Below are 14,118 nucleotides of genomic sequence, written 5' to 3'. Positions count from 1 at the left end.
GGCAGCGGCAACGGCAACGGCAACGGCAACGGCAACGGCAACGGCAACAACGAAGAGAGCGGCCCCTCGGGCGCCAGGCCCGCCACGGACGCCGACTGATGCGCCGCCGGCTCCTGCTCCTCACCGCCGCCACCACCGCCCTCGTGCTCACCGCCCTCCTCGTCCCCCTCACCCTCCTCACCCGCAGCCACGCCGCCGACCGCTCCCTCTCCGACGCCACCGCACGGGCCCAGTGGGTCGCCCACGCCCTCGGTCCCGTGCTCGCCACCTCCGACGAGCGCGGCACCGCCGAGCAGACCGTGGAGAGCGTCAACGGGAAGGGGCTGCCCGTCACCTCGCTGGTGCTCGGGAACGGTTCCGTCATCGGGCCCCGGCCCACCGTCAAGGCCGAGCACGCCGTCGAACTCGCGCGCACCGGGCGGGCCTTCACCTATGAGCCCGACGCGGGCGGGCGCATCGTGCTCGTGCCCGTGCACGGGGCCGCCGACGGGACCGCCGTCGTGCGCGTCACCCTCACCGAGCGGCAGTTGTACGCGGGGATGATGACCTCGTGGCTGGTCCTGGCCGGGATCGGGGTGGGGCTCGTGCTGCTGGGGCTGCTGCTCGCCGACCGGCTCGGGGCGCGGCTCGTGGGGGCGACGCGGCGGCTCGCGGGGACCGCCGACCGGCTCGCGGCGGGCGATCTGAGCGCGCGGGCCGAGCCGGAGGGGCCGCCGGAACTCCAGCTGATCGGGAGGGAGTTGAACCGGCTCGCCGGTCGCATCGACGAGCTGCTCGACGCCGAGCGCGAGAACGCCGCCGACCTCGCCCACCGCCTCCGTACCCCCGTCGCCGCGCTCCGCCTGGACGCGGAGACCCTGCGGGACCCCGCCGAGGCCGAGCGGATCGGCGCCGACGTGGCCGCCCTGGAGCGGAGCGTCGACGACGTCATCCGCAAGGCGCGGCGGCCCCTCAGGGAGGCCGCCCGGGCCGATCTCGCCGCCGTCGCCCGGGAACGGGCCGCCTTCTGGCTGCCGTTGGCCGAGGACCACGGGCGCGCCCTCGGCATCGACGCGCCCGACGGCCGGGACGTCCCGGTGCCCGTGCCCGCCGATGAGCTGGGCGCCGCGCTGGACGCCCTCATCGGCAACGTCCTCGATCACACGCCGCACGGCACCGGGTTCCGTGTCTGCGTTCGTGCGCTCGGGGGAGGGCGGGCCCGGCTCGTCGTCGCCGACGAAGGGCCTGGATTCGCCGACGAGGGAGGGGAGTCCGCGCGTGGTGTCAGCGGGGGCGGCTCCACCGGGCTCGGGCTCGACATCGCGCGCCGGACCGCTCAGGACGCGGGCGGCACCTTCACCGTGCGGTCGACCGGCGCGGGCGCCGAGGTCACGCTGGAGTTCCCGCCACCGGGGCCGGGGCCGGAGTCCGGGGGAACGCCGTACGGACCGCCCGCGCCCAGCGGTTGATGCCCAGCTCGGGGCGGAGCGCCGCATAGCCGCCGCAGTACTTGGTGAAGTCGGCGGCCCGTACCCCGTAGCGGTGCAGGACGCGGTCGGCCTCCGTCAGGTGGCCCTTCGTCTTCGTCTCCACGAGGACCAGGCCGGGGTCGGCCGCCGCCGTGCGCCCCGTCGCCGTGTCCCGGACCACGAGGCCCGCGTCGCAGGTGATGCGCTGGCCGTCGGCCACGAACGTCGCACGCTGGTAGTCGGTGACCAGGGACGTGCCGAGGTCGCTCGGCGCCTGCACGCCGTACGAGCCGCTCAGGACCCCGGCCAGGAAGCCGCGCCGCGCCTCGTCCAGGGCGTGGTCGTCGCCGGAGAGCTCCGTGCGGTGCTTGACCGTCTCGCCGCGGCCGCTCTTCAGCTTGATCTCGAACTGCCGCTCCCCGCTGTCCTGGTAGACCCGCTCCCGGATGCGGTAGCGCAGCCTGCGGCCCTGGCGGTGCTCGTGGAAGGTGAGCAGGTCCGGGGTGTCGTAGTACGTGGAGTGGTACCGGAACCAGCGCCGGCCGCCGATGCTGAGCGCCCGGAACGGGCCGTCCCCGCGCCGTGGGTCGGTGAGCAGCGCCGCGAAGTCCTGGAATATCTCCACGGGCACCAGGTAGCTGTTGTCGCGGCGGGCGAGCAGCTGTGCCCGGGAGTTGACCTCGTCGAGCGAGATGGGGTGCGCGGCCAGGGCGGCGCGGCCGATGGCTCGTACGGCGGGGTTCACACGGTCTCCTTCGGGTGTGCGGGTGTGATCGTGCGGGACCGGTTCGTGCCTGTCATCCGTGGTACTGCCCTTACCAACTCTTTGCCACCCCTAGAAGGTTCCGGTTGGCGGAATCTCACTTCCAGAACCATCAAGTCCCGTACGTAGTCCACTTCCTGGACCGTCCACCCGAGGGGCTCCCCGAGCCGCCGCGCCAACTCCGCGCGCAGCGCCGTCTCCTCGCGGAACACCGCGTCCAGCGTGATCACCGCGCGCCGGTCGCGGGCGAACAGGCGGGGGTGGTCGGCGACGTACATGACCAGGAGCAGGACCGCGCTGAGCGCCGTCGCCATCGGCAGCGAGAGGCCAGGAAGGCCGCAGAGCAGGCCGAGGACGAGGGTGATGAAGTAGTAGGCCACTTCCTGGTGCTGCACCGCGTCGGAACGCAGCCGCACGATCGAGAGCACCCCGAAGAGCCCGAAGCCGAGCGCGAGCCCGCCGTTGCCGCCGGCGCTCGCGAGGGCCGCGACGACCGCGAACAGGGCGACGTTCAGGGCGAGATAGGCGGGGACCAGCTCCCGCCTTCGGTGCCGTGGATAGAAGACACCGAAGGTCAGCAGCGTCACCGCCGCGAGGTCGAGTCCTAGGTGGGCGGCGATCTCTCCGAAGTTCTCTGGCGCGTTCATGGCGGTGACGCTAGGGAACGGCGGGTTAACGGCGCGCCAGGCAGGAGTTAACGCGAGCGCCCGAGAGTGCCCCGGGGCTGGCCGGGGGGGCGCCCGGGGGTGGCCTGCCCCCGCCGCCGCCCATTGACAGCACACTGTCGATTTGACAGTATGCTTACATAAGCGTCCGGCGCACTCACGGAGGTCACCATGAGCAGCAGCACACGCGTCCGCACCGTTCACCTCGCCGTCTACGACACGCTCGCCGACTGGGAGACCGGCCACACCACCGCCCACCTCGCCCGCGCCGGGTACGAGGTCCGCACGGTCGCCCTCTCCCCCGAGCCCGTCACCACCATCGGCGGCCTGCGCATCACGCCCGACCTCACGCTCGACGCACTGCGCCCCGAGGGCAGCTCCCTGCTGGTCCTGCCGGGCGCCGACCTGTGGGACACCGGGGACGGGCTGGCCCCCTTCGCCGTGGCCGCACGCGCCTTCCTGGACGCGGGCGTTCCGGTGGCCGCGATCTGCGGCGCCGTGGCCGGGCTCGCCCGCGAGGGGCTGCTCGACGAGCGCGCGCACACCAGCGCGGTGCCGATGTACCTCGCGGCCACCGGCTACAAGGGCGGCGAGCGGTACGTGGACGCGGACGCCGTCACCGACGGCGGGCTGATCACGGCCGGGCCCACCGAGCCGGTCGCCCTCGCCCGCGAAGCCCTCGGCCTGCTCGGGGTGTTCGAGGGCGAGAAGCTCGACGCCTGGTACCGGGTCTTCCACGACTCGGACGTCACCGCCTACGAGACGCTCACGTCATGAGCGCCCCCGACCACGGCGATGCCGCCGGGCGGGCCCGGCAGGACCTGCTCAGCGGCACCGCCCTCGGCGTCTTCCGCCTCAACGGCCAGTTCCTCGCCCTGTCCGAGCAGCTGGCCGCGCCCGCCGGGCTCACCGCCGCCTGGTGGCAGGTGCTCGGCGCCGTGCTGCGCGAGCCCCTGCCCGTCGCCGGGATCGCCCGCGTCATGGGCATCACCCGGCAGAGCGTGCAGCGCGTCGCCGACCTGCTGGTCCGGGACGGGCTCGCCGAGTACGCGGAGAACCCGGCCCACCGCCGCGCCAAGCTGCTGCGGCCCACCGGGGCGGGGCGGGCGGCCGTCGCGAAGATCGGGCCCGGGCACGCGGAGCTCGCGGCGCGGCTCGCGGCGGAACTCGGGGAGGAGGAGTTCGCCGAGACCGTACGGGTGCTTGAGCGGCTCTCCAAGGCGGTCGACGCCGTTACGGAACCGTAGAGGCAGAGGCCGCCCCACCCCCCGTAACCCCGAACTATCCTCGGTCTGTTGCAGACCAATCCGTGGCCGGGCGGCTACGGACGGAGTGGGGGAGGCCGCAGGGCCATGGAGAAGCTGGGGCCGGGGGATCCGGAGGGGGTCCCCCCGTGGGAGCCTGTCGGGGCACGGGGGAGGATCGGCGCGTACCGCCTGTTGGGTCGGCTCGGTGCGGGCGGCATGGGGCAGGTGTATCTGGCGCGCTCCGGGCGGGGCCGGACCGTCGCCGTGAAGCTGGTGCGCCAGGAGCTCGCCGAGCAGGAGGAGTTCAGGAACCGCTTCCGGCAGGAGGTGCAGGCCGCGCGGCGCGTGGGCGGGGCCTGGACCGCGCCCGTCCTGGACGCCGACACCGAGGCGGAGATCCCCTGGGTGGCCACCGGCTATGTCGCCGGGCCCTCGCTGCAGACCGTGGTCGGCCACGACCACGGCCCGCTCCCCGAGCGCACCGTCACCGTCCTCGCGGCGGGGCTCGCGAACGCCCTCAAGGACATCCACACGGCGGGCCTCATCCACCGCGACCTCAAGCCGTCGAACGTGCTGATCACCATCGACGGGCCGCGCGTCATCGACTTCGGCATCGCCCGCGCCCTGGAGACCGTCACGGACGGCGGGCTCACCCGGACCGGCGCCCTGGTCGGCTCGCCCGGCTTCATGGCGCCCGAGCAGGTGCGCGGCGACCGCATCACGCCCGCCTGCGACGTGTTCTGCCTGGGCTCCGTCCTCGCGTACGCGGCCACGGGCGCCCTGCCGTTCGGCACCGCCAACAGCGGGGTGCACGCCCTGATGTTCCGGATAGCCCAGGAGGAGCCGGACCTGGAGGGGGTGCCGGAGGAGCTCGCCGACCTGGTCCGCGACTGCCTCGCCAAGGACCCCGCCGCCCGGCCCTCCCTCGACGCCCTCCTGGAGCGCACGGGCGCCGCCGACACCCTCGCGATCGGCGGCGGCAAGACCCTCGAACCATGGCTGCCCGCCGCACTGGTCGCCCAACTCGGGCGCCACGCGGTGCAGTTGCTGGACGCGGAGGACCCGGACGAGGCGACCCCGGCCGCCCCGGACACACCGGCGGCCCCGGCCGGAGGGGCCACACCCGCCGCCCCGGCCACCCCACCCGCGACGCCCTCGACACCCGCGACGCCCGCAGCACCCGGCGCCCCCTCCGACGGGCCGCCCGCCCCGCACGCCGCCGCGCCCCTCGACCACCTCCCCACCATGGTCGGCAACGGCGCCGCCCCGCACACTCCGCCCCACACGCCCCCGCCCACCCCGCCGCCGGGCGCACCCAACCCCGCGTACGGCTATCCGCAGACGCCCGCGTACGGCTATCCGCAGAACCAGCCCCCGGCGCACCCGCACCCCCAGCCCCACCCGCACACCCCCGCGCCCTACCCCTACGCCCCCGCACCCCCGCCCCCGCGTAGAAGCGGCCGCTCCACCGCCGCGCTCGTCGCGGTGGCGCTCGTCGTCGCGGTGGGCGCGGGCGGCGCCGTGTACGCGGTGATGAAGGGGGACACCACCAAGAGCCCGCGCGGCCACGGCTCGCCGAAGCCGCCCACCAGCAGCGCCCCCACCACCCCGGGACCCACCACCTCCGAGCCCGGCAGCCAGAGCCCGCAGAGCTCGAAGCCCCCCAAGGACGGCACCGTCCCGGACGACTACCTCGGCACGTGGAACGGCGGCCTCGACAACGACGACGGCCACCACACCCGCCGCCTCACCCTCCAGCAGGGCGAGGTCGGCGACACGGTCCTGTCGCTGACCGCCGACGGCCCGACGGACAGCGGGGGCACCTATCACTGCGTGTTCCAGGGCGAGTTGACGGGCGTCGACAAGGACGCGGGCACCCTGAGCATCGGGCCCACGACCGTCACGCTGGGCGAGCCCGCCTCGTCCTGCAAGGCGGGCAAGGCCAGCACGATCACGCTGCTGAGCAACGGCGGGCTGCGGCGCGTCAACGACGACAGCCGCGAGGAACTCACTTACACGAAGGAGTAGCGGAACTCGCTCAGGCCACGACGCGCGCGGAAGAAGGGACGGCTCGCAGCCGGGCGACGGCACAAGCACCGGAGACACGGCGAAGCACGAGAAGCGAGAACCGGCCCGCAGATGCACGACGGCGGGAGGGGTGGGGACGCGGCGGTATGTCCGCCCGCAGTACAGCAAGCCACCCAAGCCAGTACTCATGCACCCCTACAGCGCCCCCGGCTTTTCGAGGACGGACATACCGCCGCGTCCCCACCCCGCCCCACCCGCCAGCCGCACCCCCACCCCGGGCAGCCCGCACGAGCCGCCCCCTCAGTCCGGCGCCACCACGATCACGCAGTCGCCCGGCGCGAACGTCACCGGCTTCCGCTTGTCCGGGTTGAGCCGGACCCCGAACGCGGGCGGCAGCGTGGCCTCCGCCTGGATCCGGTGGCCGATCGCGCACTGGCCCTGGCGCCGCGCGGACTCCACGACGGTGGCGAAGGGGGTCTCGTGCCCGGTGCGCACATAGTCGCCGGCGGGCTTCAGATAGATCTCGCTCCCCTCCGCGCTCCCCAACTGCCGGAAGAGCCCGGCCAGTCGGTGGTTCTCCGCGACCTGGGTCATCAACTGGCTGATGATCTTCCCGCTGACGATGAAGTCGGCGCCCTCGCTGATCGGCGCGAGGGAGCGGTTGCGGTCGTCGGCCATCTCGGTGACGACGGGCAGCTCGCGGCCCAGGCGCTGCTCCAGGGCGCGCAGGTGCAGCAGCGTGACGAGGGTGTCGCTGTCCGACTCCTCGCCCGTCAGTCCGTCCTCGTCCTCGTACCCGAGTACGACCACGCTGCCGTACGAGCCGACGTCCAGCTCCTCGAGGACCTCGGGCCGGTCGGTCTCCCCGCTGCGGTACGTCACCTTGAGCCCGCTGGCGACGGCGATCCGCCCGGCCTCCTCGGCGCCCCGCTCACCGCGCGCGACGACGTCGAGGACGGAGCCCGGAGCGACGTAGGAGTCGAGCTGCTCGATGATCAGCGGGGCGCGGCGGTTCCAGCCGAGCACCAGGATGCGCTCGGGCACCGGCTCGCGCGGCACGGGCGCCACGATGAGCTCCTCGTCCACCTCCAGGGGCTGCTCCGAGAGCACCGCGGAGTCGTCGTCGGCGGTCACGACGATGAGCTGGTCGCCCTCCTCGATGCGGGTGTCCGGGGCCGGGTTCACGGCGACGTCCCCGTCCGTGCGCACCAGGCCCACCACCGACGAGGTGTCGTACGCGAGCACGGCCTCCCCGAAGCTCCGCCCCACGAGGCGGGGCTCGGTGACGGTGTAGAACTCGTCGCCCGCGAAGTCGAGCAGCTCCGCGTAGACGAGGGAGAGCCCGGTCTGGCGGGAGGTCTGCACGATGAGCCGGGCCGTGACGTCGTCGATGTTGAGCACGCGCCCGGCGTCCCCGGCGGCGAGGCAGGCGGCGGCGTGATGCCGCCCGTTGCGGACGGCGGCGACGATGTACGGGCTCCCCCGCTCCCCGTCCCCTTCTCGCGCCCCGTCCGCCCCGTCCGCCCCGCGCTCCCCGTCGGCCTCGGCCAGGACCGCGTTGACGGCGAGCAGGGACTTGATGACCTGCGCGTCGCCGTTCTCGTCGCCGGGGGTGAGGACGAGCACGGCGCGGGCGTCGGCGATGCCCACGCGGCCGACGTCGGTGGGGTCGGCGGTGTTGCCCGTGCGGCAGATGACACGCGTGCTGTGGGTCCGCCGCACGTTCGCGTGGATGTCGGTCTCCATGGCGACCTTGTCCCGGTCGGCGAGCAGCGCGACGGCCGCCCTGCGCCGGTTGGCATTGGCCTCCACCAGCTCCGAGATGACCGGGTACACCTGGTCCGACCAGCCGAGCAGCACGGTGTGCCGCTCCTCGAGGACCGCGGACTTCCCGAGCCGCAGGGCCATGATCTTCCGGTTGACCCCGGTCGTGATGAGACCGACGAGGGTGGACGCGAAGAACAGCGCGACGACGGCGAGCAGCACGGAGAGCGCGACATAGGCCGGCGTGCCGAGGGCACCGCCCAGCTTGAAGGTCTTGCTGACGTTCTTCCAGATCTCGACGACCTGGTTGGAGAGGGTGGTCGGCGTGTCCTTGTCCGCCCAGACGAGGGCGGCGCTCGCGGGCACGACGATGACCAGGCAGAAGACGGTGAGCCACCCGATCAGGGCGGGGGTGCCACGGGCCATGGTGTTGTCGAACCAGTAGCGGAGCCGCGCCCGAAGGGGCGGCGGGGTACGGTCCCCGGCCATCCACACCACCCCTCACGGAACGTAGTCATCGAACACGGACAGCGACATCCATGTTGATCGTCCGATGCCGGAGCGGCGCCCGCAAGACGAAGCGCCCCCGGCCGATGCGGATCGGCCGGGGGCGCTGACGCCTGGGCGGAGCCCTGAACGGACTCCGGGACGAGCGGCTAGATGAACGAGTTGATCTCGATCGTCTCGTCCCGGCCCGGACCCACGCCGATCGCGGAGATCGGGGCGCCCGACATCTCCTCGAGGGCCTTCACGTACCCCTGCGCGTTCTTCGGCAGGTCCGCGAAGGTCTTGGCCTTCGTGATGTCCTCGGACCAGCCCGGCAGCGTCTCGTAGACGGGCTTCGCGTGGTGGAAGTCCGTCTGGTTGTACGGGAGTTCCTCGACGCGCTTGCCGTCGATCTCGTACGCCACGCAGACCGGGATCTGCTCCCAGCCGGTCAGCACGTCCAGCTTGGTGAGGAAGAAGTCCGTGAGGCCGTTGACGCGCGTCGCGTAGCGCGCGATCGGGGCGTCGAACCAGCCGCAGCGCCGGTCACGGCCGGTGGTCACACCGCGCTCGCCGCCGATGGTGCGCAGCGCCTCGCCGTCGGCGTCGAAGAGCTCCGTCGGGAACGGGCCCGCGCCCACGCGCGTCGTGTACGCCTTCAGGATGCCGATGACGCGGCTGATCTTCGTCGGGCCCACGCCGGTGCCGGTGCAGGCGCCGCCGGCGGTCGGGTTGGACGAGGTGACGAAGGGGTACGTGCCGTGGTCCACGTCCAGGAGCGTGCCCTGGCCGCCTTCGAAGAGGACGACCTTGTCCTGGTCGAGGGCGTTGTTGAGGATCAGCGTCGTGTCGGCGACGTACTGCTTGATGTTCTCGCCGTGCTCGAGGAGCTGCTCGACGATCTGCTCCGCCTCGATGGCGCGGCGGTTGAAGACCTTGGTCAGAAGCTGGTTCTTCTGCTCAAGAGCGGCTTCGACCTTCTGCGTCAGGATCGACTCGTCGTAGAGGTCCTGCACGCGGATGCCGGTGCGGTTGATCTTGTCGGCGTAGGTGGGACCGATGCCGCGGCCGGTGGTCCCGATCTTCCGCTTCCCGAGGAAGCGCTCGCCCACCTTGTCGACCGTGACGTTGTACGGCGTGATGATGTGCGCGTTGCCGCTGATCAGCAGCTTGGACGTGTCGACGCCGCGCTCGTTGAGTCCGCTCAGCTCGGAGAGCAGGACCGACGGGTCGACGACGACACCGTTTCCGATGACGGGCACGCAGTCCGGGGAGAGGATCCCGGAAGGGAGGAGGTGCAGCGCGTACTTCTGGTCGCCCACGACGACCGTGTGGCCGGCGTTGTTGCCGCCCTGGTAGCGCACTACATAGTCCACGGAGCCACCGAGCAGGTCGGTGGCCTTTCCCTTGCCTTCGTCACCCCACTGAGCACCGAGCAGCACAAGTGCGGGCACAGGCGTACACCCCTTCCGGGCGGGGCATGTCCAAGGTCAGGGGCCGTCGCCCCCATATGGGTGTGTGGCGAGTACGGCCTGGGTGTGCCCTGGAAGCTGCCCCGGAATAGACGAAGCCCCTGGCGCAATAGCGCAAGGGGCTCTTGCACAAAGATGCTACCCGAGGACTCAAAGAACGACTAAAAGAAAGGGCGCACGTTGTCCGCTCGCGACCAGCTCCTTGTGGTCATCGACCCCGTCGCCCGGCGCGCGGACGGAGAGTCGGTGCGGATCGCGCGCGACGTGCTCGGCGCCGGCGCGGCGGTGCGGGTCTGCCTGCCGGACGGCCCGGAGGAGTTCGTCAGGGCCCTGGAGAAGCGGGGCGGACGGCGCCCCGTCGTGGTGGGCGACGACCGGGCGCTGCTGCGCGCCGTCGGGGTGCTGCACCGCGAGCGGGAACTCGCCGGGTGCGCCCTCGCGATGGTCCCCGTGGGCGGCACGGCCGCGCTGGGCCTCGCCCGCTCCCTCGGGGTGCCGCAGGGCGCGGTGGCGGCGGCGCGGGCGGTCCTGGAGGGCACGGAGCGGCGGCTCGACCTGCTGGTGGACGACCGGGACGGGGTGGTGCTCGGGGACCTGCGGATCCCGCCCGCCCCGGCCGCGGTCCCGGCCCCGGTCGGGCCCGGCGCCGCCGTCGAGGGGGCCGGGTGGCTGCGGACGTGCCAGTCGTTCGTACGGACGCTTGCGTTCCCCTCGCGGGTGGCGGCGGGGCCCGGCCCCGAGTCCGCACGGCTGCGGGTCGAGGCGGACGGCGTGACGCTGGTGGATCTGGACGAGGCGGTCGAGGGGGTCCGCGTCAGCACGGCACCGGAGGGCGGCTTCGCGCGGGTGGAGGTGCGGGCCTCTTCCGTGGGCGCCGAGGCGGCGCCCGTCCGGGTGCGGGCACGGACCATCACCGTTTCCGGGGCGGACTTCCGCTACCGGGCCGACGCACTGGTCGGCGGGCCGGTCCGCACGCGTACGTGGACGGTGCGGCCCAGCGCGTGGGGGCTGACCCTGCCGCGTTAGGGCGCGTTGGGGCGCGCCTGGGCGCCTACTCCAGCTCGCCCAGGTCCAGCGTCGCCCTGTGCTCGTGCCAGCGGTCCATCAGGGTGCCCAGCTGGGTCGCCATGAAGGACATGAACTCCGCGGACTCGCGGGTCCGCACCCCCGCCGGGGTGTGCGGGCCGAGGAGTTCCGCGCCGTCCCGCAGGACCTTCTCCCACCGCACCAGGATCTGGTCCCGCCGCGTGAACGTCTCGTACCAGAGGTCGTGGTCGAGCCGGTACCGGTCCCGGCGCGAACCGGGCTCGCGCTCGCGGCGGACCATGCCCACCTGGGTGAGGTAGCGGATCGCGCCGGAGACCGCGGCCGGGCTGATCTGCAGCCGCTCGCTGATCTCCGCCGAGCTCAGGGCGCCGCTGTCGGAGGCGATGAGGGCCGCGAAGACCCGCGAGGCCATCCGCTGCATGCCCGCCTCGGTCAGCTCCCCCGCGAACCGCTCGACGAAGCGGGAGATCGCCGCCTCGTCCCGCACGGCAACCTCGTCCGTCGCGCTCTCTTCGCTGGTCATCGCCCCATCGTCTCCCCTCGGCACCGCACGTGAACCCCCACCCCGACTTTATACGCTTTCTTAACTTCACAAATTTGTGAAAGTAGCGTACGTTCAAAACCATGACGAAGGCAATCACCGTCTCCGGACTGCACAAGTCGTTCGGCAAGACCCACGCGCTGGACGGTCTCGACCTCGACGTCGAGACCGGTGAGGTGCACGGCTTCCTCGGGCCCAACGGCGCCGGGAAGTCCACCACCATCCGCGTCCTGCTCGGCCTGCTGCGCGCCGACTCCGGCGCCGCCCAGGTGCTCGGCGGCGACCCGTGGCACGACGCCGTCGAGCTGCACCGCCGCATCGCGTACGTGCCGGGCGACGTCACCCTGTGGCGGAACCTCTCCGGGGGCGAAGTCATCGATCTGTACGGACGGTTGAGGGGTGGCCGCCTCGACCCGGCACGCCGCGCCGACCTCATCGAGCGGTTCGAGCTGGACCCCACCAAGAAGGGGCGGACCTACTCGAAGGGCAACCGGCAGAAGGTCGCCCTCGTCGCCGCCTTCGCCTCGGACGTGGACCTGCTGATCCTGGACGAGCCCACCTCGGGGCTCGACCCGCTCATGGAGGAGGTCTTCCAGGGCTGCGTCGCCGAGGAGCGCGAGCGCGGGCGGACCATCCTGCTCTCCTCGCACATCCTGAGCGAGGTCGAGACGCTCTGCGACCGGGTCAGCATCATCCGCAAGGGCGTCACCGTCGAGACCGGCTCGCTCGCCGACCTGCGCCACCTCACCCGCACCAGCGTCAGCGCCGAACTCGCGTCCGCACCGGGCGGGTTGAGCAAGCTGCCCGGCGTGCACGACCTCGACGTGCAGGGGCACCGGGTGCGCCTCCAGGTCGACACCGACAAGCTCGACGCCGTCCTGCGCTCCCTCACCGAGTCGGGCGTGCGGTCCCTGACCAGCACCCCGCCCACCCTGGAGGAGCTCTTCCTGCGCCACTACCAGGACGACACCCCCGTACGGGCCACGGCCTCGTCATCGTCCTCGGCCTCGTCATCGGAAGAGGCGATGTCGCGATGACTGCCGCTGTGACGACCGCACCCCGCGCCGCGCGCGGACCGGGGCGGTCCTCCCCCCTCGCGGGCACGGGCGCCCTGTTGCGGCTCGCGCTGCGCCGGGACCGGGTCATGCTCCCGGTGTGGGTCGGCCTCATCACGATGACGGTGCTCACCCGCCCCAAGGCCCTGGAAGGCATCTACGGCACCGCCGCCGAGCGCGCCGACTTCGCCCGGGACATCACCACCAACAGCTCGCTGCGCGCCCTGTACGGGCCGGTGTTCAGCGACTCGCTCGGGGGCCTGACGGCCACACAGATCGGCTCGTTCGTGGCGCTGTTCGCCGCCATCATGAGCCTGCTCGTCGTCATCCGGCACACCCGGGACGAGGAGGAGAGCGGGCGCCAGGAACTGGTGGCGTCCGCGATGGTCGGGCGGCGGGCCCCGCTGACGGCCGCGCTGCTCACCGCGCTCGTCGCCAACGGCGTCCTCGCGCTCCTCGTCACCGCGGGCCTCGCGGGCCAAGGGGCGGGCGGCGCCCTCGCGTTCGGGCTTGCCGTCGGCGGGGTCGGCATGGTCTTCGCGACCATGGCCGCGATCGTCGCCCAGCTCACCGAGAGCGCACGGCTCGCACGCGGTCTGACCGCCGGGGTGCTCGGCGCGGCCTTCGTGCTGCGCGCCGCCGGCGACTCCGCCGAGACCGACGGTTCCTCGCCGCTGACCTGGCTGTCGCCGATCGGCTGGACGGAGAACGTACGGCCCTTCGCCGCCGAACGCTGGTGGGTGCTCCTCCTCTTCGCCGCCGCCGTGCTCGCACAGGGCGCCGTCGCGTACGTCCTCGCCGGGCGCCGCGACATCGGCATGAGCTTCCTGCCGACCCGCCCCGGCCCCGCACAGGGGAAGCTCGCCACGGCGGGCGCCCTCGCCTGGCGCCTCCAGCGCGGCAGCGTCCTCGGCTGGAGCCTCGGCTTCTTCGTCTCGGGCGTGGCCTTCGGCGGCGTCACGGACGGCGTGGCCGACCTGGTCGGGGACAACGAGAAGACCCGCGACCTCATCGAGCGGATGGGCGGCCAGTCCGGCGTCACGGACTCTTTCCTCGCCACGATGGTCGGCATGCTCGGCATGGTCGCCGCGCTCTACGTCGTCCAGGCGGTGCTGCGGCTGCACGGCGAGGAGACCTCGCAGCGCGCCGAACCGGTCCTCGCGAACGCCGTCGGCCGGCTGCGCTGGGCCTCCGGTCACCTGGCCATCGCCTTCGGCGGCGCCGTCCTGATCATGCTCCTCGGCGGCTTCGGCCTCGCCATCGGCTACGGCCAGGAGCTCGGCCCGATCCTGGGCGCCTGCCTCGTGCAGCTCCCCGCGATCTGGCTGATCGGCGGGCTCGCGGTCCTGCTCCAGGGCCTCTCGCCGCAGGCCGCGGCGGCCGCGTGGGGCGTGGCGGGTGCGGCGCTCGTGATCGGCTGGATCGGCCCCACGCTGAAGCTGCCGCAGGCCGTGATGGACCTCTCCCCCTTCGGCCACCTCCCCAAGCTCCCGGGTGGGGAGCTGACCTGGACCCCGCTCCTGGTCCTGACGGCGGTCGCGGCGGCCCTGGTCGCGGCCGGGCTCGCAGGCATGCGGCGACGGGACATGACGACCTGAACAC

12 protein-coding genes are annotated in these 14,118 nt (G+C 73.0%); 7 read left to right on the top strand and 5 right to left on the bottom strand.

Going from position 1 to position 14,118, the window contains the following annotated elements; genetic code table 11:
• Window positions 1-98 precede the first annotated feature (98 nt).
• Entirely contained in the window at window positions 99-1,448 is a 1,350-nt protein-coding gene (locus ACQB60_RS44640; RefSeq protein ID WP_496931847.1) for a sensor histidine kinase, read from the top strand.
• Here ACQB60_RS44640 and ACQB60_RS44635 read toward each other — a convergent pair.
• Both ACQB60_RS44635 and ACQB60_RS44630 read right to left on the bottom strand, forming a co-directional pair.
• Window positions 1,369-2,193 (bottom strand): VTC domain-containing protein, encoded by an 825-nt coding sequence (locus tag ACQB60_RS44635; protein WP_496931846.1) that lies wholly within the window; start codon window positions 2,191-2,193, stop codon window positions 1,369-1,371. The genes ACQB60_RS44640 and ACQB60_RS44635 overlap by 80 nt on opposite strands.
• The gene (locus ACQB60_RS44630) at window positions 2,190-2,858 is read right to left on the bottom strand and encodes a DUF4956 domain-containing protein (protein WP_496931845.1); all 669 of its coding nucleotides are present in this window, start codon (window positions 2,856-2,858) and stop codon (window positions 2,190-2,192) included. Before ACQB60_RS44630 ends, ACQB60_RS44635 begins: the two co-directional genes overlap by 4 nt.
• Window positions 2,859-3,047: 189 nt before the next feature.
• On the opposite strand from ACQB60_RS44630, the gene ACQB60_RS44625 reads away from it, so the two are divergent.
• From ACQB60_RS44625 to ACQB60_RS44615, 3 genes are all read left to right on the top strand, one after another.
• Window positions 3,048-3,653 carry a DJ-1/PfpI family protein gene (locus tag ACQB60_RS44625; RefSeq protein ID WP_496931844.1) on the top strand — a complete coding sequence of 202 codons (606 nt, stop codon included), beginning with the start codon at window positions 3,048-3,050 and terminating at the stop codon, window positions 3,651-3,653.
• Entirely contained in the window at window positions 3,650-4,123 is a 474-nt protein-coding gene (locus ACQB60_RS44620; protein WP_496931843.1) for a MarR family winged helix-turn-helix transcriptional regulator, read from the top strand. Before ACQB60_RS44625 ends, ACQB60_RS44620 begins: the two co-directional genes overlap by 4 nt.
• A gap of 105 nt (window positions 4,124-4,228) precedes the next feature.
• Window positions 4,229-6,151: a serine/threonine-protein kinase gene (locus ACQB60_RS44615; RefSeq protein ID WP_496931864.1), complete on the top strand. Its 1,923-nt coding sequence runs from the start codon at window positions 4,229-4,231 to the stop codon at window positions 6,149-6,151.
• Window positions 6,152-6,451: 300 nt separating this feature from the next.
• On the opposite strand, the gene ACQB60_RS44610 is transcribed toward ACQB60_RS44615, so the two are convergent.
• The gene (locus ACQB60_RS44610) at window positions 6,452-8,404 is read right to left on the bottom strand and encodes a CASTOR/POLLUX-related putative ion channel (RefSeq protein ID WP_496931842.1); all 1,953 of its coding nucleotides are present in this window, start codon (window positions 8,402-8,404) and stop codon (window positions 6,452-6,454) included.
• Between the two features lie 167 nt (window positions 8,405-8,571).
• Entirely contained in the window at window positions 8,572-9,855 is a 1,284-nt protein-coding gene (locus ACQB60_RS44605; RefSeq protein ID WP_496931841.1) for an adenylosuccinate synthase, read from the bottom strand.
• A gap of 198 nt (window positions 9,856-10,053) precedes the next feature.
• Here ACQB60_RS44605 and ACQB60_RS44600 point away from each other — a divergent pair, with 198 nt between their 5' ends.
• A complete protein-coding gene (locus ACQB60_RS44600; RefSeq protein ID WP_496931840.1) occupies window positions 10,054-10,899 on the top strand; it encodes a diacylglycerol kinase family protein in 846 nt (281 codons plus the stop codon).
• Window positions 10,900-10,924: 25 nt separating this feature from the next.
• Here the strand turns inward: ACQB60_RS44600 and ACQB60_RS44595 are convergent, their stop codons facing one another.
• On the bottom strand, window positions 10,925-11,443 hold the full coding sequence (locus tag ACQB60_RS44595) for a GbsR/MarR family transcriptional regulator (protein ID WP_496931839.1): 519 nt from the start codon (window positions 11,441-11,443) through the stop codon (window positions 10,925-10,927).
• A 101-nt stretch (window positions 11,444-11,544) separates the two neighbouring features.
• On the opposite strand from ACQB60_RS44595, the gene ACQB60_RS44590 reads away from it, so the two are divergent.
• Both ACQB60_RS44590 and ACQB60_RS44585 read left to right on the top strand, forming a co-directional pair.
• A complete protein-coding gene (locus ACQB60_RS44590) occupies window positions 11,545-12,498 on the top strand; it encodes an ABC transporter ATP-binding protein (RefSeq protein WP_496931838.1) in 954 nt (317 codons plus the stop codon).
• Window positions 12,495-14,114 carry an ABC transporter permease gene (locus ACQB60_RS44585; RefSeq protein ID WP_496931837.1) on the top strand — a complete coding sequence of 540 codons (1,620 nt, stop codon included), beginning with the start codon at window positions 12,495-12,497 and terminating at the stop codon, window positions 14,112-14,114. Before ACQB60_RS44590 ends, ACQB60_RS44585 begins: the two co-directional genes overlap by 4 nt.
• Window positions 14,115-14,118: the final 4 nt, after the last annotated feature.

The organism is Streptomyces odontotermitis (assembly GCF_050510915.1).
GTDB lineage: Bacteria > Actinomycetota > Actinomycetes > Streptomycetales > Streptomycetaceae > Streptomyces.
This window is presented reverse-complemented; position numbering and strand designations above follow the sequence as displayed.

Bases quoted from the DNA above. Each gene is read 5' to 3' on its own strand.
- ACQB60_RS44585 (WP_496931837.1), top strand. From the start codon at position 12,495: ATGACTGCCGCTGTGACGACCGCACCCCGCGCCGCGCGCGGACCGGGG.
- ACQB60_RS44630 (WP_496931845.1), bottom strand. From the start codon at position 2,858: ATGAACGCGCCAGAGAACTTCGGAGAGATCGCCGCCCACCTAGGACTC.
- ACQB60_RS44620 (WP_496931843.1), top strand. From the start codon at position 3,650: ATGAGCGCCCCCGACCACGGCGATGCCGCCGGGCGGGCCCGGCAGGAC.
- ACQB60_RS44590 (WP_496931838.1), top strand. From the start codon at position 11,545: ATGACGAAGGCAATCACCGTCTCCGGACTGCACAAGTCGTTCGGCAAG.
- ACQB60_RS44640 (WP_496931847.1), top strand. From the start codon at position 99: ATGCGCCGCCGGCTCCTGCTCCTCACCGCCGCCACCACCGCCCTCGTG.
- ACQB60_RS44595 (WP_496931839.1), bottom strand. From the start codon at position 11,443: ATGACCAGCGAAGAGAGCGCGACGGACGAGGTTGCCGTGCGGGACGAG.
- ACQB60_RS44610 (WP_496931842.1), bottom strand. From the start codon at position 8,404: ATGGCCGGGGACCGTACCCCGCCGCCCCTTCGGGCGCGGCTCCGCTAC.
- ACQB60_RS44625 (WP_496931844.1), top strand. From the start codon at position 3,048: ATGAGCAGCAGCACACGCGTCCGCACCGTTCACCTCGCCGTCTACGAC.
- ACQB60_RS44615 (WP_496931864.1), top strand. From the start codon at position 4,229: ATGGAGAAGCTGGGGCCGGGGGATCCGGAGGGGGTCCCCCCGTGGGAG.